General features: G+C 67.1%; 17 protein-coding genes and 1 pseudogene. 15 read left to right on the forward strand and 3 right to left on the reverse strand.

Annotated elements, in window-relative coordinates; translation table 11 throughout:
* A pseudogene (locus HNP46_RS35940) lies at positions 1 to 121 on the forward strand (IS110 family transposase); the annotation flags it as partial.
* 183 nt (positions 122 to 304) lie between these two features.
* Here HNP46_RS35940 and HNP46_RS26005 read toward each other — a convergent pair.
* The 3 genes from HNP46_RS26005 to HNP46_RS26015 all read right to left on the reverse strand — a co-directional run bounded on the left by HNP46_RS26005 (position 305) and on the right by HNP46_RS26015 (position 3035).
* Positions 305 to 694 (reverse strand): hypothetical protein, encoded by a 390-nt coding sequence (locus HNP46_RS26005; RefSeq protein WP_184594775.1) that lies wholly within the window; start codon positions 692 to 694, stop codon positions 305 to 307.
* Positions 695 to 811: 117 nt separating this feature from the next.
* The gene (locus HNP46_RS26010; RefSeq protein WP_260403268.1) at positions 812 to 2422 is read right to left on the reverse strand and encodes a methyl-accepting chemotaxis protein; all 1611 of its coding nucleotides are present in this window, start codon (positions 2420 to 2422) and stop codon (positions 812 to 814) included.
* Positions 2423 to 2597: 175 nt separating this feature from the next.
* Complete coding sequence (locus HNP46_RS26015) at positions 2598 to 3035, reverse strand: YqaA family protein (RefSeq protein ID WP_184594779.1); 438 nt, start codon at positions 3033 to 3035, stop codon at positions 2598 to 2600.
* 203 nt (positions 3036 to 3238) lie between these two features.
* On the opposite strand from HNP46_RS26015, the gene HNP46_RS26020 reads away from it, so the two are divergent.
* The 14 genes from HNP46_RS26020 to HNP46_RS26085 all read left to right on the forward strand — a co-directional run bounded on the left by HNP46_RS26020 (position 3239) and on the right by HNP46_RS26085 (position 19108).
* Positions 3239 to 4858: a methyl-accepting chemotaxis protein gene (locus tag HNP46_RS26020; RefSeq protein ID WP_184594781.1), complete on the forward strand. Its 1620-nt coding sequence runs from the start codon at positions 3239 to 3241 to the stop codon at positions 4856 to 4858.
* Entirely contained in the window at positions 4833 to 5342 is a 510-nt protein-coding gene (locus tag HNP46_RS26025; protein ID WP_184594783.1) for a chemotaxis protein CheW, read from the forward strand. Before HNP46_RS26020 ends, HNP46_RS26025 begins: the two co-directional genes overlap by 26 nt.
* Entirely contained in the window at positions 5342 to 6577 is a 1236-nt protein-coding gene (locus HNP46_RS26030) for a CheR family methyltransferase (protein WP_311771842.1), read from the forward strand. The genes HNP46_RS26025 and HNP46_RS26030 overlap by 1 nt, the downstream gene beginning before the upstream one ends.
* Positions 6570 to 7268 carry a chemotaxis protein CheW gene (locus HNP46_RS26035; protein ID WP_260403269.1) on the forward strand — a complete coding sequence of 233 codons (699 nt, stop codon included), beginning with the start codon at positions 6570 to 6572 and terminating at the stop codon, positions 7266 to 7268. The genes HNP46_RS26030 and HNP46_RS26035 overlap by 8 nt, the downstream gene beginning before the upstream one ends.
* Complete coding sequence (locus HNP46_RS26040) at positions 7265 to 9574, forward strand: hybrid sensor histidine kinase/response regulator (protein ID WP_184594787.1); 2310 nt, start codon at positions 7265 to 7267, stop codon at positions 9572 to 9574. Before HNP46_RS26035 ends, HNP46_RS26040 begins: the two co-directional genes overlap by 4 nt.
* Positions 9571 to 10578, forward strand: a complete 1008-nt coding sequence (locus HNP46_RS26045; RefSeq protein WP_184594789.1) for a chemotaxis response regulator protein-glutamate methylesterase — start codon at positions 9571 to 9573, stop codon at positions 10576 to 10578. The genes HNP46_RS26040 and HNP46_RS26045 overlap by 4 nt, the downstream gene beginning before the upstream one ends.
* A 39-nt stretch (positions 10579 to 10617) precedes the next feature.
* The gene (locus HNP46_RS26050; RefSeq protein WP_184594952.1) at positions 10618 to 11628 is read left to right on the forward strand and encodes a response regulator; all 1011 of its coding nucleotides are present in this window, start codon (positions 10618 to 10620) and stop codon (positions 11626 to 11628) included.
* A 142-nt stretch (positions 11629 to 11770) separates the two neighbouring features.
* Positions 11771 to 12866 (forward strand): peptide chain release factor 2 gene (gene prfB, locus HNP46_RS26055; protein ID WP_184594791.1). Its coding sequence is split into 2 segments (ribosomal slippage): positions 11771 to 11842 and positions 11844 to 12866, totalling 1095 coding nucleotides; the frame shifts between segments, so codons are not numbered across the junction.
* 77 nt (positions 12867 to 12943) lie between these two features.
* On the forward strand, positions 12944 to 14449 hold the full coding sequence (gene lysS / locus HNP46_RS26060) for a lysine--tRNA ligase (RefSeq protein WP_184594793.1): 1506 nt from the start codon (positions 12944 to 12946) through the stop codon (positions 14447 to 14449).
* 560 nt (positions 14450 to 15009) lie between these two features.
* Positions 15010 to 15726, forward strand: coding sequence for a TetR/AcrR family transcriptional regulator (locus HNP46_RS26065; protein ID WP_184594795.1), 717 nt, complete (start codon positions 15010 to 15012; stop codon positions 15724 to 15726).
* A 107-nt stretch (positions 15727 to 15833) separates the two neighbouring features.
* Positions 15834 to 16397 (forward strand): hypothetical protein, encoded by a 564-nt coding sequence (locus tag HNP46_RS26070; RefSeq protein WP_184594797.1) that lies wholly within the window; start codon positions 15834 to 15836, stop codon positions 16395 to 16397.
* Complete coding sequence (locus HNP46_RS26075) at positions 16394 to 17698, forward strand: flavohemoglobin expression-modulating QEGLA motif protein (protein WP_184594799.1); 1305 nt, start codon at positions 16394 to 16396, stop codon at positions 17696 to 17698. The genes HNP46_RS26070 and HNP46_RS26075 overlap by 4 nt, the downstream gene beginning before the upstream one ends.
* Positions 17699 to 17858: 160 nt before the next feature.
* A complete protein-coding gene (locus tag HNP46_RS26080; protein WP_184594801.1) occupies positions 17859 to 18788 on the forward strand; it encodes an alpha/beta hydrolase in 930 nt (309 codons plus the stop codon).
* Positions 18785 to 19108 carry a hypothetical protein gene (locus HNP46_RS26085; RefSeq protein WP_184594803.1) on the forward strand — a complete coding sequence of 108 codons (324 nt, stop codon included), beginning with the start codon at positions 18785 to 18787 and terminating at the stop codon, positions 19106 to 19108. The genes HNP46_RS26080 and HNP46_RS26085 overlap by 4 nt, the downstream gene beginning before the upstream one ends.
* Positions 19109 to 19112 lie beyond the last annotated feature (4 nt).

The raw sequence follows: 19112 nt of genomic DNA on the forward strand, positions 1-19112 counted from the left end.
GGGGATGCGCGATGCAGGCCGTAGCCCCAAGGTTGCCCTGGTCGCCTGCATGCGCGTGCTGATCGTGAGGCTCAACGCAATGGTCAGGGATGGCAAACAGTGGCGAACGGAGAATGGGTAAAAGACAGTTGCTCCTACGTAAACGGGAACATCCAGCGCCTTCCGGATAGACGCGGTCCTTGCCAGCAGGTCGCGGGCAGAGACCAGGCGCCCTGAACGTCCTGCACGCTGGGGATGAGCAACCGGATCAACCAATAAAAAACCGGCCACCGAGGCCGGTTTTTCATCGCCTGTGGATAACCCCTCACTGCTGCGGGATCATCCCCTCGATGCGCTTGGCGAAGGCATTGGCCAGCGGGCCATCGGCGAGCAGCAGCAGGTAATCGTGCTCGGACTTGGCCGCCGGGGCGATCTGGTATTTCAGGGTGCCCGAGGCGACCTGGCCGACCACCGGCACGGTCAGGGTGCCGACGCATTCCAGCACGCCGCTGTCCGGGTCCTTGTCGATGATCGCCACATCCTTCAGCTCGGCCTTGCTCAGCGCGTCGGACTGGGCGGACAGCGCGCCGGAAAGGAAGACCTTCACCAACTGGTTCTTCACATCGTCCGAGCCGCAGACCTTGGCCTGGTTGCCGCCGCAGGCACTGAGCAGCGCCGCGGCGGCCAGCACGGCCGAGAATTTCAACAGTTTCATCTATCCACCCTGTGGCGTTCCATGATGGCCATTGGATAGGAATTAGCCGGAAAAATTCCCTGCTACCAGCTCCTGTTTCTCCCTATATCAGGCGAAACAGGAGTAGGCCAAAACCCGTCAGACCACGAACCGCGCCACCATGCCGTTGAGGTCCACTGCCAGGCGCGACAGTTCCTGGCTCGCCGCGCTGGTCTGGGTGGCGCCGGCGGAGGTCTGGGTCGCCAGGTCGCGGATGTTCAGCAGGTTGCGATCCACCTCGCGGGCGACCTGGGCCTGTTCCTCGGTGGCGCTGGCGATCACCAGGTTGCGTTCGTTGATCAGCGACATGCGCTCCAGGATCACCTGCAGCGAGGCGCCGGCCTCGCCGGTGCGGCTGACCGTGCGTTCGGCGTGGGCGGTACTGCTGAGCAGCGCGGCCACGGTGCGGTCGCTGCCGTTCTGGATGGCCGAGACCAGCTCCTCGATCTCGCGGGTCGAACTCTGGGTGCGCTGGGCCAGCGAGCGCACCTCGTCGGCGACCACCGCGAAGCCGCGCCCGGCCTCGCCGGCGCGGGCGGCTTCGATGGCGGCGTTGAGGGCCAGCAGGTTGGTCTGCTCGGCGACGCTGCGGATCACCTCCAGCACCTTGCCGATGTCCTGCGCCTGGTTGGCCAGGGTTTCTGCCTGCTGCGAGGCCGCGCCGACTTCGCCGGCCAGGGTGCCGATGGCGCTGGAGGTCTCGTCGACCCGCTCGCTGCCGGCCTGGGCGGCGTCGATGGCCTCGCGGGAGGCGGCGGAGGTCGAGGCGGCATTGCTGGCCACTTCTTCCACGGCGCTGGTCATCTGGTTGACGGCGGTGGCGGCCATTTCGATCTGGTCGCTCTGCTGCTGCAGCGCGCGGCTGCTTTCTTCCATCACGCTGTGCATTTCTTCGGCAGCCGAGGCCAGCTGGCTGGCCGAGTTGCCGATGCCGCGGATGGTTTCGCGCAGGCTGTTCTGCATGTCGGCCAGGGCGTTGAGCAGTTGCGCCGGTTCGTCGCGGCCTTCGACGCTGAAGCGCTGGCTGAGGTCGCCGCGGGCGATGGTCTGGGCCACGCGCAGCGCCTGGGTGATCGGCACGACGATGCTGCGGGTGAGCAGCCAGGCCAGCAGCAGGGTCAGGCCGACGCTCAGCACGAGGATCGCGCCGACCACCAGCCGGCCGCTCTGGAACTGCTCCACGGCGCGGTCGGCGGCCGCGGCGGCGCCGTTGCGGTTGAGGTCGATCAGGGCGGTGAGGCGCTTGTTCAGCTCCATGCCCTGCTGGGCAATGTTGCCGTTGAGGATTTGCAGCGCACCTGTATCGTCGTTCTGTGCAATCTTCTCCAGCAGTTGGTCGACGAAGCCGAGGTAGCCGTCCAGCGCCTGCTTCAGCTCATCGGTGCGCTGCTGTTCCTCGGCGCTCGAAATCAGCCGGCGGTAGTCGGCCAGCACCTTGTCCTTGTCCTGTCGCGCCTCGGCGATCAGCCCCAGGCTGCGCTGGCGCGCGGCAGCGTCGTGGTTGACCAGCAGGCGCATGGATTCCAGGCGGATGCGCGCGATGTCGCCCGACAACTGGTTCATCTGGTTGATGCTCAGCAGCCAGTTGCTGTCGATCTCTTCCGAGGCGGCGCGCAGGGTGGAGAGCTTGTACAGCGAGAATACGCCGAGGAACACCAGCAGCAGGCCCATGAGGGCGAAGCCCAGGGACGCGCGGCGACCAATACTCATGCTTCTGAACATCTTGAATTCCCTTTCATCATCCGGTGTATGAGCCCGCGCCCTGGGCGGCGGACCATCGCCACAGCGATAGTGGCGCAATGATGTTATTGGCGCCAAAAGTTCGCGGCAGTGGCAAAACAGGACTAGCAGAGGAAATTCCTGTCCGCCTTGGACGGCAAGGGTTTCAGACGAGCGTCAGGCAGGCCAGCACGGCGTAGCGGCCGACCTTGGCCAGGGTCACCAGCAGCAGGAAACGCCACAGCGGTTCGCGCATGACCCCGGCGATCAGCGTCAGCGGGTCGCCGATCACCGGCACCCAGCTCAGCAGCAGCGACCAGCAACCCAGGCGCTGGTAGTGACGCTGGGCCCTCTCCAGCGCCGCGTCGCTCACCGGGAACCAGCGCCGCCCGCGCCAGCGCTCCAGGCCGCGGCCCAGCAGCCAGTTCAGCAGCGAACCGAGAACATTGCCCAGGCTCGCCGCCAGCAGCAGTGACCACCAGGGGTACTGGCCGCCCAGCAGCAGGCCGACCAGCACGGCTTCGGACTGCGCCGGCAGCAGCGTGGCGGCCAGGAAGGCGGAAAGGAACAGGCCGAAATGGGCGGCCAGGGCGAGGCTGAGCATCAGGAGAGCGGAAGGCCGGTCAGGGGGTGGACAGAATGGGCGGGACCGGCGTGCTAAAAATTCGGAATAAAGAGATAAGCATCCGGTGTCTGCGGATACTATATGTCCTATCTTGCTGATGATTTAGTAGGAATTTACTTTCGAAGCGCCTTGCGCCCGAATACCTCATCCGTCGGCACGCCACCAATCTTCTGGGGAACGCAGTGAAGAACTGGACTCTACGCCAACGCATCCTGGCCAGCTTTGCCGTTGTCATCGCGATCATGCTGCTGATGGTGGTGATTTCCTACACCCGCCTGTTGCGCGTCGAGGCGAGCACCAAGCGGGTGAACGAGGATGCCATGCCCGGCACCTACGCCCTGACCCAGGTGCGCTCGACCTGGACCGACAGCATCCTGCTCACCCAGGTGCTGGTCGGCCTGTCCAACGGCCAGGCGCTGGACGAGAAGCATCGCCAGGAATTCCGCGCCAACCATGACACCCTGATCGAGCGCATGGCCCAGTACGAGCGTACCGTCAGCGACCCGCGCGATACCGAGATGCTCAACCACTTCAAGCAGCAGGTCGGCGAATACGATGCCTTGCTCGCCCAGGTGCTGCAGCTCTACACCAGCGACCGCGAAGGGGCGCGCAAGCTGCTGCTGGAACGCCTGGAACCGATGTGGGAGGACGGCCGCAAGACGCTCACCCAGCTGATCACGCTGAACAAGGAAATCGCCGATGCGGCGGCGTCGACCATCGTCGACGAGGTCGCCAACGCCAAGGCGATCATGCTGATCTCCCTGTTGCTGGCCATTGTCGCCGCGGCCGTCTGCGGGTTGCTGCTGATGCGCGCCATCACCGAACCGGTGCGCCAGGTGGTGAAGGGCCTGCAGGTCATGGGCGGCGGTGACTTCACCACGCGCCTGGCGATGGAGCGCAACGACGAGTTCGCGGTGATCGAGACCGGCTTCAACGGCATGGCCGAGGAGCTCAAGGGCCTGGTTTCCCAGGCGCAGCGCTCGGCGATCCAGGTGACCACCTCGGTGACCGAGATCGCCGCCACCTCCAAGCAGCAGCAGGCCACCGCCACCGAGACCGCCGCCACCACCACCGAGATCGGCGCCACCTCGCGGGAAATCGCCGCCACCTCGCGCGACCTGGTGCGCACCATGACCGAGGTGTCCTCGGCCGCCGAGCAGACTTCCACCCTGGCCGGCTCCGGCCAGCTGGGCCTGGCGCGCATGGAAGAGACCATGCACCACGTGATGGGCGCCGCCGAGCTGGTCAACGCGAAGCTGGCGATCCTCAACGAGCGCGCCGGCAACATCAACCAGGTGGTCACCACCATCGTCAAGGTGGCCGACCAGACCAACCTGCTCTCGCTCAACGCCGCCATCGAGGCGGAGAAGGCCGGCGAGTACGGCCGCGGTTTCGCCGTGGTCGCCACCGAAGTGCGCCGCCTGGCCGACCAGACCGCCGTGGCCACCTACGACATCGAGCAGATGGTGCGCGAGATCCAGTCCGCGGTCTCCGCTGGCGTGATGGGCATGGACAAGTTTTCCGAGGAAGTGCGCCGCGGTATCTCCGAGGTCGGCCAGGTCGGCGAGCAGCTTTCGCAGATCATCCAGCAGGTGCAGGCCCTGGCGCCGCGCGTGCAGATGGTCAACGAGGGCATGCAGGCCCAGGCCACCGGTGCCGAGCAGATCAACCAGGCGCTGGTGCAACTGGGCGAGGCCACCGGGCAGACCGTGGAATCCCTGCGCCAGGCCAGCTTCGCCATCGACGAGCTGAACCTCGTGGCCAACGGACTGCGCAATGGCGTCTCGCGCTTCAAGGTCTGACGCCGCTGCGGCGGGCAGGCTGTACCTGCAGTTCCGCCTGGGGGCGGACCGCTACGCGCTGGACGTCCACGACGTCATCGAGGTGCTGCCGCTGCCCGCGCTCAAGCGCGTGCCGGAGGCGCCGGCCTGGGTCGCCGGGCTGTTCCCGCACCGCGGCGAGCTGCTGCCGGTGCTCGATCTCAGCCAACTCGCCTTCGGCCACGCCGCCCCGCGCCGCACCAGCACGCGGCTGGTGCTGGTGCGCTACCGCAGCGGGCCGGCCGCGCCGCAGCAGTTGCTCGGACTGATCCTCGAACAGGCCACCCATACCCTGCGCCGTGATCCGGCGGCCTTCTGCGACTACGAGCTGGACAATGGCAGCGCCCGTTACCTGGGCCCCGTGCTGGAGGACGAGGAGGGCCTGCTGCAGCGCATCGGCGTCGACCAGTTGCTCAGTGACGAGGTCCGTGCGCGCCTGTTGCCGGGCGGGAGCGCGCCGGCATGATCGACGCTCGCTTCGCTCAGTTGCTCAAGGAACGCATCGGCCTGGACGCCGAATCGGTCGGCGACGCGGTGATCGAGCGCGCCGTGCGCCAGCGCTGCAACAAGGTCAGCGCTGGCAATGCCGAGCATTACTGGCGGCTCCTGCAGGGCTCGGCCGAGGAAGTCCAGGCGCTGATCGAGGCGGTGATCGTCCCGGAGACCTGGTTCTTCCGTTATCCCGAATCCTTCGGCGCGCTGGCCGATCTGGCCACCCGGCGCGTGCTGGAGCTGGCCGGCAGCCGTCCGCTGCGCCTGCTCAGCCTGCCGTGCTCCACCGGCGAGGAACCCTACTCCATCGTCATGGCGCTGCTGGACGCAGGGCTTGCGCCCTCGGCCTTCCAGGTCGACGCGCTGGACGTCAGCCGCGCGGTGCTGGAGCGGGCCGAAGAGGGGCGCTACGGGCGCAACTCGTTCCGCGGCTCCAGCCTGGCTTTCCGCGATCGCCACTTCACCGCCGACGGCAACGATTACCAGCTGGCCGAGGCGGTGCGCCGCAAGGTCCGCTTTCGCGCCGGCAACCTGCTGGCGCCGGGGCTACTGGCGGGCGAAGCGCCCTACGATTATGTGTTCTGCCGCAACCTGCTGATCTATTTCGACCGGCCGACCCAGGAGCAGGTCGTGGACGTACTGCTCCGCCTGGCACGGGCCGACGGCGTGCTGTTCATCGGCCCGGCCGAGGCCAGCCTGATGTCACGTGTCGGACTGCGCCCGCTGGGCGTGCCGCAGTCCTTTGCTTTCCCGGTGCTGGAAGTCGAACCGGCGCCGGCCAGAGCCGCGCCGCTGAACTGGACCGCACCGCCACCGATGCCCCGGCCGGCGGCGCCCAAACCGCCGCCGCTGCGCCCGCGTCCGCTGCTCAAGCCCGAGCCGCCGGTAGCCGTGGCAGCCGGCACTGCGCTGGCTGAAATCGCGCAGCTGGCCAACGCCGGACAGGCCGCCCAGGCGCGCCAGCGCTGCGAGGCGCTGCTCGCCGAGAACGGCCCGGACGCCGAAGCCTACTACTGGCTCGGCCTGCTGGCCGATGCCCAGGGGCAGGGTGGCGAAGCCCAGGGCTTCCACCGCAAGGCCCTGTACCTGCAACCCGATCATCAGGAAAGCCTGCTGCACCTGGCCGCTCTGCTGGCCGCCCAGGGCGATGTCGCAGGCGCGCGGCGCCTGCAGGAACGAGCGGCGCGAGGAGTAAAGCGCAATGGTTGAACGCGGCGTGCCCCTGGGCGCCCTGCCGGAAGAGCACGGCATGCCGGCGGTGGACGATTGCTGGAATCGCATCGGCGTGCGCGGCGATCGCAGCTGTCCGAAGCTCGCCGAACATATCCACTGCCGCAATTGCCCGGTGCATGCGGCGGCGGCCATCAGCCTGCTGGACCGCTACGCACTGAGTAGCGCCGGCGACGAACAACTGGCCCAGCGGGCGGCTGCACCTGCGGTCGTGGAAGGCCGTCCGTACCTGATCTTCCGCCTTGGCGAGGAATGGCTGGGCCTGCCCACCCGCGCCCTGGCCGAGGTGGCGCCGGCCTGCGTGGTGCATTCGCTGCCGCACCAGCGCTCGCCGGCGCTGCTGGGCGTGGCCAACGTGCGCGGCACCCTGGTGGCGTGCATTGCCCTGGGTGAACTGCTCGGCCTCGACAGCCGCGCGGGCGCCCGTGACGACGCGCGCATCGTGCCGCGCATGCTGATCCTCGCCGCGACCGGCGGGCCGATCATCTCGCCGGTGGACGAGGTGGACGGCATCCACGAACTGGACGAGCAGGCCGTGGTCGCCGCCTCGAGCCACAGCCACGCGGCCAACGACCGCTACACCCGCGGCGTCCTGCAGTGGCGCCAGCGCAGCATCCGCCTGCTCGACCAGGACGCCCTGCTCGACGCCGCCACCCGGAGCCTGGCATGACCCCGGACCAGATGAAGGATGCGTCGATGCTGGAGCTGTTCCGCCTGGAGGCGGAGGCCCAGACGCAGGTGCTGGTGCAGGGCCTGATGACGCTGGAGCGCAACCCCGGCCAGGCCGACCAGCTCGAAGCCTGCATGCGCGCAGCGCATTCGCTCAAGGGCGCGGCGCGGATCGTCGGCCTGGATGCCGGGGTGCAGGTCGCCCACGTGATGGAGGATTGCCTGGTCGGTGCCCAGGAGGGGCGTCTGCTGCTCACGCCCGGCCACATCGATGCGCTGCTGGCCGGTACCGATATCCTGCTGCACATCGCCGCCACCGATGCCGAGCGCGCGGCCCAGGCGCAGCAGGGTGTGCCGGCGATGGTGGAAAGCCTGCAGGCGCTGGTTGCCGGCCAGGCACCGGCACGCGCCGCGCCGCCCGCACCCAGCGCCCCGGTTACACCTCCCGCCGCCGAGCCGGCTGCTCCTGCTTTGCAACAAACCGTGCAGCAAGCTGTACAGGAGCCGGTAGCGACGCAGGAACCTTCGCGGCGGCGCCGCGCCAGCGACCGCGATGAAGGCGGCGAGCGAGTGCTGCGGGTCACCGCCGATCGCCTCAACCAGTTACTCGACTACTCCAGCAAGTCGCTGGTGGAGTCCCAGCGCCTGAAGCCGCTGCTCGACTCGCTGCAGCGCCTCAAGCGCGTCCAGGCCAGCGCCAGCCGGGTCCTCGATGGCGCCCGCGACGCCGCCAGCAGCGCCGATCTCGACGCCGAGGCGCAGGCCTACCTGGCCGATGCGCGCCGCCTGGTGGGCGAATGCCAGCAACTGCTCAGCGAGCAGATCGCCGAGCTGGACGATTTCAGCTTCAAGGCCGGCCAGCGCGCCCAGTCGCTCTACGACACCGCGCTGTCCTGCCGCATGCGGCCATTCTCCGACGTGCTCGCCGGGCAGGCGCGGATGGTTCGCGACCTCGGCCGCTCGCTGGGCAAATCGGTACGGCTGGACGTCGACGGTGCCACCACCCAGGTCGACCGCGACGTGCTGGAAAAGCTCGAAGCGCCGCTCACCCACCTGCTGCGCAACGCTGTCGACCACGGCATCGAACCTGCCGAGGTGCGCGCCCGCCATGGCAAGCCGGAGGAGGGCACGATCCAGCTGCTGGCCCGCCACCACGCCGGCATGCTGGTGCTGGAGCTGCAGGATGACGGCGGCGGCGTCGACCTGGATCGGCTGCGCACGGCCATCGTGCGCCGACAGTTGTCGACCGAGGAAACCGTCGCCCGACTCACCGAGGAGGAGCTGCTGAGCTTCCTGTTCCTGCCCGGCTTCAGCATGCGCGAGCAGGTCACCGAGGTGTCCGGCCGCGGCGTCGGCCTGGACGCCGTGCAGCACATGGTGCGCCAGCTGCGCGGCGGCATCCGCATGGAGCAGGTGGCCGGGCAGGGCGCGCGCTTCCACCTGGAAGTGCCGCTGACGCTGTCGGTGGTGCGCAGCCTGGTGGTCAGCATCGGTGGCGAGGCCTATGCCTTCCCGCTGGCGCACATCGAGCGCATGCGCCGGTTGGCGCCGGACGAGATCGTCCAGCTCGAAGGCCGCCAGCAGTTCTGGCACGAAGGCCGGCATGTCGGCCTGGTGTCCGCCAGCCAACTGCTGCAGCGCCCCGACGGCGAGGCGGCGCCCGACGAGATTGCGGTGGTGGTGATCCGCGAGCGCGACAACGCCTACGGCGTCGCCGTGGAGCGTTTCATCGGTGAGCGCACCCTGGTGGTGGTACCGCTGGATGCGCGCCTGGGCAAGGTGCAGGACGTCTCCGCCGGCGCCCTGCTCGACGACGGCACGCCGGTGCTGATCCTCGACGTCGAGGACATGCTGCGCTCGGTGGAGAAACTCCTGGCCACCGGCCGCCTGGAGCGCATCGACCCTACCGGTCGCCTCAGCGGCCCGTCGCGCAAGCGCGTGCTGGTGGTGGACGACTCGCTCACCGTGCGCGAGCTGGAGCGCAAGCTGCTGCTGGGGCGCGGCTACGACGTCGCCGTGGCGGTGGACGGCATGGACGGCTGGAACACCCTGCGCTCGGAACATTTCGACCTGGTGATCACCGACATCGACATGCCGCGCATGGACGGTATCGAGCTGGTCACCCTGATCCGTCGCGACACCCGCCTGCAGTCGCTGCCGGTGATGGTGGTGTCCTACAAGGACCGCGAAGAAGACCGGCGGCGCGGGCTCGATGCCGGTGCCGACTATTATCTGGCCAAGGCCAGCTTCCATGACGAGGCCCTGCTGGATGCGGTGGTCGACCTGATCGGAGGAGCGCACGGGTGAGGATAGGGATAGTCAACGACATGCCCCTGGCGGTGGAGGCCATGCGCCGGGCACTGGCGCTGGAGCCGGCGCACCGTGTCGTCTGGGTCGCGGCCAATGGCGCCGAGGCGCTGGAGATGTGCGCGGCGCAGAAGCCCGACGTGGTCCTGATGGACCTGCTGATGCCGGTGATGGACGGCGTCGAGGCGACGCGGCAGATCATGGCGCAGAGCCCCTGCGCGATCATCGTCGTCACCGTCGACCTGGAACAGAACATGAGCCGGGTGTTCGACGCCATGGGCAACGGCGCCGTCGATGCGGTGAACACCCCGGCCATGGGCACCGCCGATCCGGCCGAAGCGGCCCGGCCACTGCTGCGCAAGCTGCAGAACCTGGCCTGGCTCACCGCCCCGCGCGATACCCGCCCGGCCACCAGCGTGGCGCCTACGCGCAGGGCCAGTGGCGCGCGCCAGCTGGTCGCCATCGGCTCCTCGGCCGGCGGCCCGGCGGCGCTGGCCGACCTGTTCGCCCGGCTGCCGGCGGATTTCCCGGCTGCCATCGTGGTGGTCCAGCACGTCGACGAAGTGTTCGCCGCCGGCATGGCAGAATGGCTGTCGACCCAGTCGAAGATCCCGGTGCGCCTGGCCCGCAACGGCGAGTCGCCGCAGCCCGGCTGCGTGCTGCTGGCCGGCACCAACCACCACATCCGCCTGCTCAAGGGCGGCGAGCTGGCCTATACCGCCGAGCCTTGCGGGCATATCTACCGGCCCTCCATCGACGTGTTCTTCGACAGCGTGGTGCAGTACTGGTCCGGCGATGCCGTCGGGGTGCTGCTCACCGGCATGGGCCGGGACGGCGCCGAGGGCTTGAAACGAATGCGCGAGCGTGGCTATTTGACACTGGCCCAGGACCAGGCCAGCAGCGCGGTGTACGGTATGCCCAAGGCTGCGGCGGCGATTGGCGCCGCGGTGGAGATTCGCGCGCTGGGCGACATCGCCCGACGCCTGGCGGAGGTCTGCACCTGAGTGCAGGCTACGGAGCCCCTTTTGATGAACCCCGTTTCCATGAACCCGAAGCAGAGTAATGACCCCGTGAAGACCCCAGGCGATTCCGCTGTGATGGTGCTGCTGGTCGATGACCAGCCGATGATCGGCGAAGCCGTGCGCCGTGCCCTGGCGGACGACCCGAGCATCGACTTCCACTTCTGCTCCGACCCGCACCAGGCCATCGCCCTGGCGATCCAGATCAAGCCCACGGTGATCCTCCAGGACCTGGTGATGCCCGGCGCCGACGGCCTCTCGCTGGTCCGCGAGTACCGTGCCCACCCGGCCACCCGCGACCTGCCGATCATCGTCCTGTCGACCAAGGAAGACCCGGCGGTGAAGAGCGCGGCGTTCGGCGCCGGCGCCAACGACTACCTGGTCAAGCTGCCCGATGCCATCGAGCTGATCGCCCGGGTGCGCTACCACTCGCGCTCCTACCTCGCCCTGCTGCAGCGCGACGAGGCCTACCGCGCGCTGCGCGAGAGCCAGCAGCAGTTGCTGGAGACCAACCTGGTGCTGCAGCGGCTGATGAACTCCGACGGCCTCACCGGGCTGTCCAACCGCCGGCATTTCGACGAATACCTGGAGATGGAGTGGCGCCGCGGCGTGCGCGAGCAGACCCAGCTGTCGATCCTGCTGATCGACGTGGACCACTTCAAGGCCTACAACGACACCTTCGGCCACGTCCAGGGCGACGAGGCGCTGCGCCAGGTGGCGGCGGCCATCCGCGGCAACTGCAGCCGCCCGTCGGACCTGCCGGCGCGCTACGGCGGCGAGGAGTTCGTCATGGTCCTGCCCAACACCTCGCCAGGCGGTGCGCGCCTGCTGGCGGAGAAGCTGCGGCGCTCGGTGCAGGAGCTCAACATCAGCCACGAGCTGCCTGCGCCCGGGGCGCCGCTGACGGTGAGCGTCGGTGTGGCGACGCTGATCCCGCAGAACGGGCAGGCTTGCCGGCAGCTCATCGAACTGGCCGACCAGGCGCTCTACAACGCCAAGCACGGCGGCCGCAACCAGGTGGCCATCGCCGGCTGAACGGTCGGCGAACGGGTGGAAAACGGCTGGGGAGTGACGCCGGGCGGGGCATGGCGATCTGTCGTAAAGCTTTTTAGGGCGACGCCAGTTCACGTATACTTGCCGGCTTTTCTACGCCCTTTACCCGTGAGAGATGCCCGCCATGGAAATCCAACCGATCCTCAACAGCATCAAGGACCTCTCCGACCGTACCCATTCGATTCGGGGGTATCTTTGACTACGATCTGAAACATGATCGTCTGGTCGAAGTAAACCGCGAACTGGAAGACCCGGCGGTCTGGAACAAGCCCGAATACGCCCAGAACCTGGGCCGCGAGCGCGCCATGCTGGCGCAGATCGTCGAGACCCTCGACGAGCTCTCCGGCGGTCTGGCCGACTCCCGCGACCTGCTCGACATGGCGGTCGAGGAGAATGACGAAGGCGCCGTCGGCGACATCGAGGCCGAAGTCGAGCGCCTGCGCGAAATCCTCGAGAAGCTGGAATTCCGCCGCATGTTCAGCGGCGAAATGGACCCCAACAACGCCTACCTGGACATCCAGGCCGGTTCCGGCGGCACCGAGGCCCAGGACTGGGCCAACATCCTGCTGCGCATGTACCTGCGCTGGGCCGACAAGCGTGGCTTCGACGCCACCATCATCGAGCTGTCCGAAGGCGAGGTCGCCGGCATCAAGGGCGCCACCGTGCACATCAAGGGCGAGTACGCCTTCGGCTGGCTGCGCACCGAGATCGGCGTGCACCGCCTGGTGCGCAAGAGCCCGTTCGACTCCGGTGCTCGTCGCCATACCTCGTTCTCGGCGGTGTTCGTTTCCCCTGAGATCGACGACAGGGTCGAGATCGAGATCAACCCGGCCGACCTGCGCATCGATACCTACCGCTCCTCCGGCGCCGGTGGTCAGCACGTCAACACCACCGATTCGGCGGTGCGTATCACCCACGTGCCGACCAACACCGTGGTGGCCTGTCAGAACGAACGTTCCCAGCACGCCAACAAGGACACCGCCATGAAAATGCTGCGGGCCAAGTTGTACGAGCTGGAGATGATGAAGCGCAACGCCGCCTCGCAGGCTCTGGAAGACTCCAAGTCGGATATCGGCTGGGGCCACCAGATTCGCTCCTACGTGCTCGATGACTCGCGCATCAAGGACCTGCGGACCGGCGTCGAGCGTAGCGACTGCCAGAAGGTTCTCGACGGCGACCTCGACCAGTATCTCGAGGCCAGCCTGAAACAGGGCCTTTGATTCGCACCCGCCGGAGTGAGCGCGGCCCGTTCCGGCCAGTAACCCCTTTGATTTAGATGCCAGGCAGATAGACGACCATGAGCGACCAACAACTCGACCAGACTGAACTGCAACAGGAAGAAAACAAGCTGATCGCCCAGCGCAAGGAAAAGCTTGCCGCCGTGCGTGAGGCCAAGGCCATCGCCTTCCCCAACGACTTCCGCCGCGAGAACTACTTCGCGGACCTGCAGAAACAGTACGCGACCGCGACCAAGGAAGAGCTGGAAGCCGCCGCCATCCCGGTCAAGGTTGCCGGTCGCATCATGCTCAACCGCGGCTCGTTCATCGTCCTGCAGGACAGCAGCGGCCGCCTGCAGGCCTACGTGAACCGCAAGACCCTGCCCGAAGAGACCCTGGCCGAGATCAAGACCTGGGACCTGGGCGACATCATCGGCGCCGAAGGCACCCTGGCCCGTTCCGGCAAGGGCGACCTGTACGTCGAGATGACCAGCGTACGCCTGCTGACCAAGTCGCTGCGCCCGCTGCCGGACAAGCACCACGGCCTGACCGACACCGAGCAGCGCTACCGCCAGCGCTACGTCGACCTGATCGTCAACGAGGAAACCCGCCACACCTTCCGCGTGCGTTCCCAGGTGATCGCCCACATCCGTCGTTTCCTGTCCGATCGCGGCTTCCTCGAAGTGGAAACCCCGATGCTGCAGACCATCCCCGGCGGCGCGGCGGCCAAGCCCTTCGAAACCCACCACAACGCGCTGGACATGGCCATGTTCCTGCGTATCGCCCCGGAGCTGTACCTCAAGCGCCTGGTGGTCGGTGGCTTCGAGAAGGTCTTCGAGATCAACCGCAACTTCCGTAACGAAGGCGTCTCGACCCGGCACAACCCCGAGTTCACCATGCTCGAGTTCTACCAGGCCTACGCCGACTACGAAGACAACATGGACCTGACCGAGGAGCTGTTCCGCGAGCTGGCCCAGGCCGTGCTCGGCAGCACCGACGTGCCCTACGGCGACAAGGTCTTCCTCTTCGGCGAGCCGTTCGCCCGCCTGTCCGTGTTCGACGCCATCCTCAAGTACAACCCGGAGCTCACCGCGGCGGACCTGACCGACCTGGAGAAGGCCCGCGCCATCGCCAAGAAGGCCGGCGCCAAGGTCCTCGGCCACGAAGGCCTGGGCAAGCTGCAGGTGATGATTTTCGAGGAGCTGGTCGAGCACAAGCTGGAGCAGCCACACTTCATCACCCAGTACCCGTTCGAAGTGTCCCCGCTGGCGCGCCGCAACGACAACGACCCGAGCGTCACCGACCGCTTCGAGCTGTTCATCGGCGGCCGCGAGATCGCCAACGCCTACTCCGAGCTCAACGACGCCGAAGACCAGGCCGAGCGCTTCATGCTGCAGGTCAAGGAGAAGGACGCCGGTGACGACGAGGCGATGCACTACGACGCCGACTTCGTCAACGCCCTCGAATACGGCATGCCGCCCACCGCCGGCGAAGGCATCGGCATCGACCGCCTGGTGATGCTGCTGACCAACTCGCCGTCGATCCGCGACGTCATCCTCTTCCCGCACATGCGCCCGCAGGCGTAAGCGCAGGAACAGCAGAGACAGGCCGCCCTCGGGCGGCCTTTTTCGTTCCTGCCGCGACCTGCTCTTCGCAGCGAACGCAGCGGGTTCAACCCGTAGGAGCGGACCCTGTCCGCGAAGTCCCGCCGACAACAGCGGCGGTGGAGGATGAACCCCCGTTCCGGGCAGCGCGCGGCGGACTCTACCGGCGCGCGAACATTCCGCCGCGAGAGATTTCGCGGACAAGGTCCGCTCCTACGAAACCCGGTTGCGCCGGAGCGGGCGCGTTCCTGCAGGCGCTGCCGATCCTTCCCGGCGGCGGGGCGGCGATATCGAATGGCGGGTACGGCGAGTGCCTGAATAAACCGCCGGAATCCTGCGGTATACCATCCGACGAAATGCACTCCGACGTCGTGGCTCGACCGAGCTGTGGCACGTCTCACACCCAGGCCTGATTCCGATCCGCCCTCTCTTCGCTGCAGGCCGCGTCATGCGCGGATGTCGCAGCAGCGAGACGGCGATTGTTTTCCCACTCAAAAGCCCGAACAATGCGCCATCAGGCCGTGCCGCCGGAGGTAATGCCAGTGACCCGAGTGTCCCCGCGAGACAGCGCCGCGCAAGTCGCCAGCGCCATCGCCGAAAGTGTCAAATACCAGGGCCGCAAGGCCAGCCGCCAGGGCAGCGAACAGCGCCGCCAGGCGATCCTCGACGCCGCCCTGCGGATCATCGTGCGTGACGGCGTGCGCGCCGTGCGCCACCGCGCCGTGGCCGCCGAGGCCGGTGTGCCGCTGTCGGCCACCACCTATTACTTCAAGGACATCCAGGACCTCATCACCGACACCTTCGCGCTCTTCGTCGAACGCAGCGCCGAAGCCCTGTCGACCTTCTGGGGCAGCGTCGAGGGCGACCTGCAGGCCATGGCCGCCGGCCTGGCCAAGGACGATCCACAGGCGCGCCACGAGCTGACGGCGAACATCGTCGAGCTGGCGATCAAGTACGTGCAGGTCCAGCTCACCGAGCGCCGCGAGCACCTGCTGGCCGAACAGGCGTTCCGCCAGGAAGCGCTGCTCAATCCCAGCCTCAGCGAACTGGCCCAGCGCCACCGGCGCATCCTCTCCCTGGGCGTGGTGCATTTCTTCGAAGTGCTCGGTTCAAAGCAGCCCGAGCAGGATGCCCGGGTGTTGACGGCCATCATCCTGCAGATGGAGTATCAGGGCCTGCTGGACGGGGCCGACCACCTGCAGACCGACGAAATGCGTGCCATCCTTAGCCGCTACCTCGACCTGGTGATGGGCCTGTAGCTCCAGTTGCTGCATTCCAACCCCGCCGGCCGGCGGGGTTTTCGTATCGGAACTCCGGACGCTCCCGCGCATCGCATGCACAGGCGTCCGGACCTAAGGAGGGCGTGATGAAAGTCTGGCGTGCACTGCTGCTGTTGAGCATCTGCCTGCTCAGTGGTTGCCTGGTGACGTTCAAGGACCCGATTCCGGCCAACGAGCCCGCACCGGCGCATCTGCTGGGCCAGTGGTCGCGGGTCGACGAGTACGGCGAGGAGCAGTTCGTCGAGATCACCCGTTCCGGCTCCAACCTCTACCGCGCCCTCAGCTACGTCGACAGCAAGGACAACACCGACAGCGTCGAGGACTTCGGCTTCACCGTCGCCCACCACGGCAAGCGCTGGTACCTGTCGGCCGGCCTGCCGAAAAGCATGGGCGGCAACTTCGCCCTGGCCGGCTTCGAGATCACCGACAAGGACGAACTGGTGATCTATAACCTGGATGTCGAGCACATCCTGCAGGACATGAAGGACGGCACGCTCAAGGGCGAGAAGGTCGACACCGAGCAGGGCGCCGCAGCCCTGGTCAGCAGCCCGCTGCCGCAGGTGATCGCCTACCTCAACGATCCGGCCAATTCCGATGTGTTCGTCGAAGCGCTGCGCTTTTCGCGCGTGACCCCGGGAGAACAGCAATGACCCCACGGCGCAGGAAGTCCACGCCCAACGAATACCAGCAGATCATCCGCGGCCTGTCCGACCGCATCGTCGAGGCGCAGACGCCGATCCGCGTACTCGACGCCATCAAGTGGGACGACGGCATCCGCGACGACTTCCTCAAGGGCCGCGGCAAGCACGCGCCCAAGGTCGACCGTGCCTACTACGACGGCCGCCCGCTGTCCTTCGACAGCAGTGCGAAGAAGCAGGAATTCCAGAACATCGAGCGCGACATCACCCGCCACCTGGGGCAGTTCAACCCGGTCGGGCAGATCATGCGGCGCATGTGCAAGGAATACCGCATGGTCATCCGCATGCTGGAGGCGCGCGGCACCCAGGATTTCGGGCTGATTTCCCAGGAACTCTACGGCTCGGCCTCCGACGCCTTCCACGCCGGCGACCCGACCCTGGCCGACCTCGGCCTGATGCTCTCGGACTACCTGAACAACATCGCCGACCGCGGCGACCTCAAGGACGAGCCCAAGACCCTCACCGCCAGCGACGCGGTGAGGATGCTGCAGGAGCGGTTGAACAAGGTGTTCGATGGCAAGGAAGACACCATCCGCGTCTTCGAGTCCGACGGCATAGTCGCCGACGCCGCAGCCGGCGCGGACTACATCAAGGTGCGCGCCGACGCCATGTTCAACGAGCGTGACGTGCGCGCGCTGGAGGTCCACGAGGGCCTGGTGCACGTCGGCACCACGCTCAACGGGCTCAACCAGCCGATCTGCACCTTCCTCGCCAAGGGTCCGCCGTCCTCCACCGTGACCCAGGAAGGCCTGGCGATCCTGATGGAAGTGATCGCCTTCGCCTCCTACCCGACGCGCCTGCGCAAGCTGACCAACCGCACCCGCGCCATCCACATGGCCGAAGAGGGCGCCGACTTCCTCGAGGTGTTCAACTTCTACCGCGAGCAGAACTACAGCGCGGAAAGCAGCTACCAGAACGCCAGCCGCGTGTTCCGCGGTTCAACGCCGTCCGGCCTGCCGTTTACCAAGGACCTGTCGTACCTCAAGGGTTTCATCCTGATCTACAACTACATCCAGCTCGCCGTGCGCAAGGGCAAGCTGGAGCAGATCCCGCTGCTGTTCTGCGGCAAGGCCACCCTGGAAGACATGCGCACCCTGCGCCAGTTGGTGGACGAGGGCCTGGTGGTGCCGCCCAAGTACCTGCCGCCGCAGTTCCGCGACCTCAACGCGCTGTCGGCGTGGATGTGCTTCTCCAACTTCCTCAACCACCTCAGCCTCGACCGCATCGAGGCGGATTACGCCAATATCCTCTGACGGCACGTTCTCGAAGGGGGCTCGGCCGTAGGATGGCGTGGAGCGAAGCGATACCCATCGGCAGCTATCGCGAGACGGCTGATGGGTATCGCAAGCTCCACCCATCCTACGTACGGCGTAGCCCTGCTGAACAGGAGCGGGGAATTCCAAGGATGACATCATGCTGAACCGCTGTTTCCGCGCTGCCGCCATTTCGCTGTTGCTCGCCCTCGGCGGCTGCAGCTCGCTGCTGTTCTACCCCAGCGACGACGTCGCGATCACCCCGGCGCGGGCCAAGCTCGACTACCGCGATGTCACCCTGACCACCGCCGACGGCGTGAAGCTCGCCGGCTGGTGGCTGCCGGCCAAAGCGGGCGTCCCGGTGAAGGGCACCGTGCTGCACCTGCACGGCAACGGCGGCAACATGGCCTGGCACCTGGGCGGCACCTTCTGGCTGCCCGAACAGGGCTACCAGGTGTTGATGGTGGATTACCGCGGCTACGGCAAGTCACAGGGCGAACCGAGCCTGCCGGCGATCTATCAGGACATCGACGCCGCCTTCGCCTGGCTGGACAAGGCGCCCGAGACCCAGGGCAAGCCGCTGATCCTGCTCGGCCAGAGCCTGGGCGGCGCGCTGTCGATCCACTATCTGGGCCTGCACCCCGAGCGGCAGAAACAACTGCACGCGGTGGTGCTCGATGGCGTGCCGGCCAGCTACCGCGACGTGGCGCAGTACACCCTGGGCAACAGCTGGCTGACCTGGCCGTTGCAGGTGCCGTTGTCCTGGCTGGTGCCCGATGGCGACAGCGCCATCCGCTCCATGCCGCGACTTTCTGGCGCACCCGTGCTGTTCTTCCACAGCATCGACGATACCATTGTGCCCCTGGACAACGGCCTGAGCCTCTACAAGGCCGCGCCGCCGCCCAAGGTCTTCCAGCTGACCCGCGGCAACCACGTGGAAACCTTCGGCGAAGACGTGTGGCGCGAAGTGATGCTGCGCTTCCTCGATGATCCGCAGCACTTCACCGGCCTGCGCCGGCTGGCCGAAGTCCCCAATTCGACTACAGCGGAGCCCGCCAGGGCGGAATCCAAACCACAAGGCAATCCATGAACGGCAACCCGATCTCGTACATCCTCACCGTCATCGCCACCATCTTCGTCTCGGTCGGCACGCTCTGGTACTACGGCTACCTGCACTTCGCCAAGCCCGAGGACGCGCTGGAACTGACCCAGTTCACCATGCTGAAAAGCATCCCCGGCCAGGACGCCACCAAGCTCTCGCTGGATCCGGCCGAGCAGCAGGCGCAGTGCATCGACGGCGTGCTGGTGATGTTCGACATGACCCAGAAGGGCCTGACCGGCGTGCTGGTTGATGGCCGCAAGCGCGCCGTGCGTTGCCTGGGCGAGGAAACCCCGCAGGAAACCAAGTGACGGC

Origin of the sequence: Pseudomonas nitroreducens (genome assembly GCF_014204515.1) — a bacterium.
In the GTDB taxonomy this organism is placed as follows: Bacteria; Pseudomonadota; Gammaproteobacteria; order Pseudomonadales; family Pseudomonadaceae; genus Pseudomonas; species Pseudomonas nitritireducens_A.

What these genes read in the sequence shown, in the direction of transcription:
- HNP46_RS26035 (WP_260403269.1), top strand. Translation starts at nt 6,570, where the DNA reads ATGGTTGAACGCGGCGTGCCCCTGGGCGCCCTGCCGGAAGAGCACGGC.
- lysS (WP_184594793.1), top strand. Translation starts at nt 12,944, where the DNA reads ATGAGCGACCAACAACTCGACCAGACTGAACTGCAACAGGAAGAAAAC.
- HNP46_RS26015 (WP_184594779.1), bottom strand. Translation starts at nt 3,035, where the DNA reads ATGCTCAGCCTCGCCCTGGCCGCCCATTTCGGCCTGTTCCTTTCCGCC.
- HNP46_RS26005 (WP_184594775.1), bottom strand. Translation starts at nt 694, where the DNA reads ATGAAACTGTTGAAATTCTCGGCCGTGCTGGCCGCCGCGGCGCTGCTC.
- HNP46_RS26050 (WP_184594952.1), top strand. Translation starts at nt 10,618, where the DNA reads ATGAACCCGAAGCAGAGTAATGACCCCGTGAAGACCCCAGGCGATTCC.
- HNP46_RS26010 (WP_260403268.1), bottom strand. Translation starts at nt 2,422, where the DNA reads ATGAGTATTGGTCGCCGCGCGTCCCTGGGCTTCGCCCTCATGGGCCTG.
- HNP46_RS26080 (WP_184594801.1), top strand. Translation starts at nt 17,859, where the DNA reads ATGCTGAACCGCTGTTTCCGCGCTGCCGCCATTTCGCTGTTGCTCGCC.
- HNP46_RS26025 (WP_184594783.1), top strand. Translation starts at nt 4,833, where the DNA reads ATGGCGTCTCGCGCTTCAAGGTCTGACGCCGCTGCGGCGGGCAGGCTG.
- HNP46_RS26070 (WP_184594797.1), top strand. Translation starts at nt 15,834, where the DNA reads ATGAAAGTCTGGCGTGCACTGCTGCTGTTGAGCATCTGCCTGCTCAGT.
- HNP46_RS26040 (WP_184594787.1), top strand. Translation starts at nt 7,265, where the DNA reads ATGACCCCGGACCAGATGAAGGATGCGTCGATGCTGGAGCTGTTCCGC.
- HNP46_RS26075 (WP_184594799.1), top strand. Translation starts at nt 16,394, where the DNA reads ATGACCCCACGGCGCAGGAAGTCCACGCCCAACGAATACCAGCAGATC.
- HNP46_RS26085 (WP_184594803.1), top strand. Translation starts at nt 18,785, where the DNA reads ATGAACGGCAACCCGATCTCGTACATCCTCACCGTCATCGCCACCATC.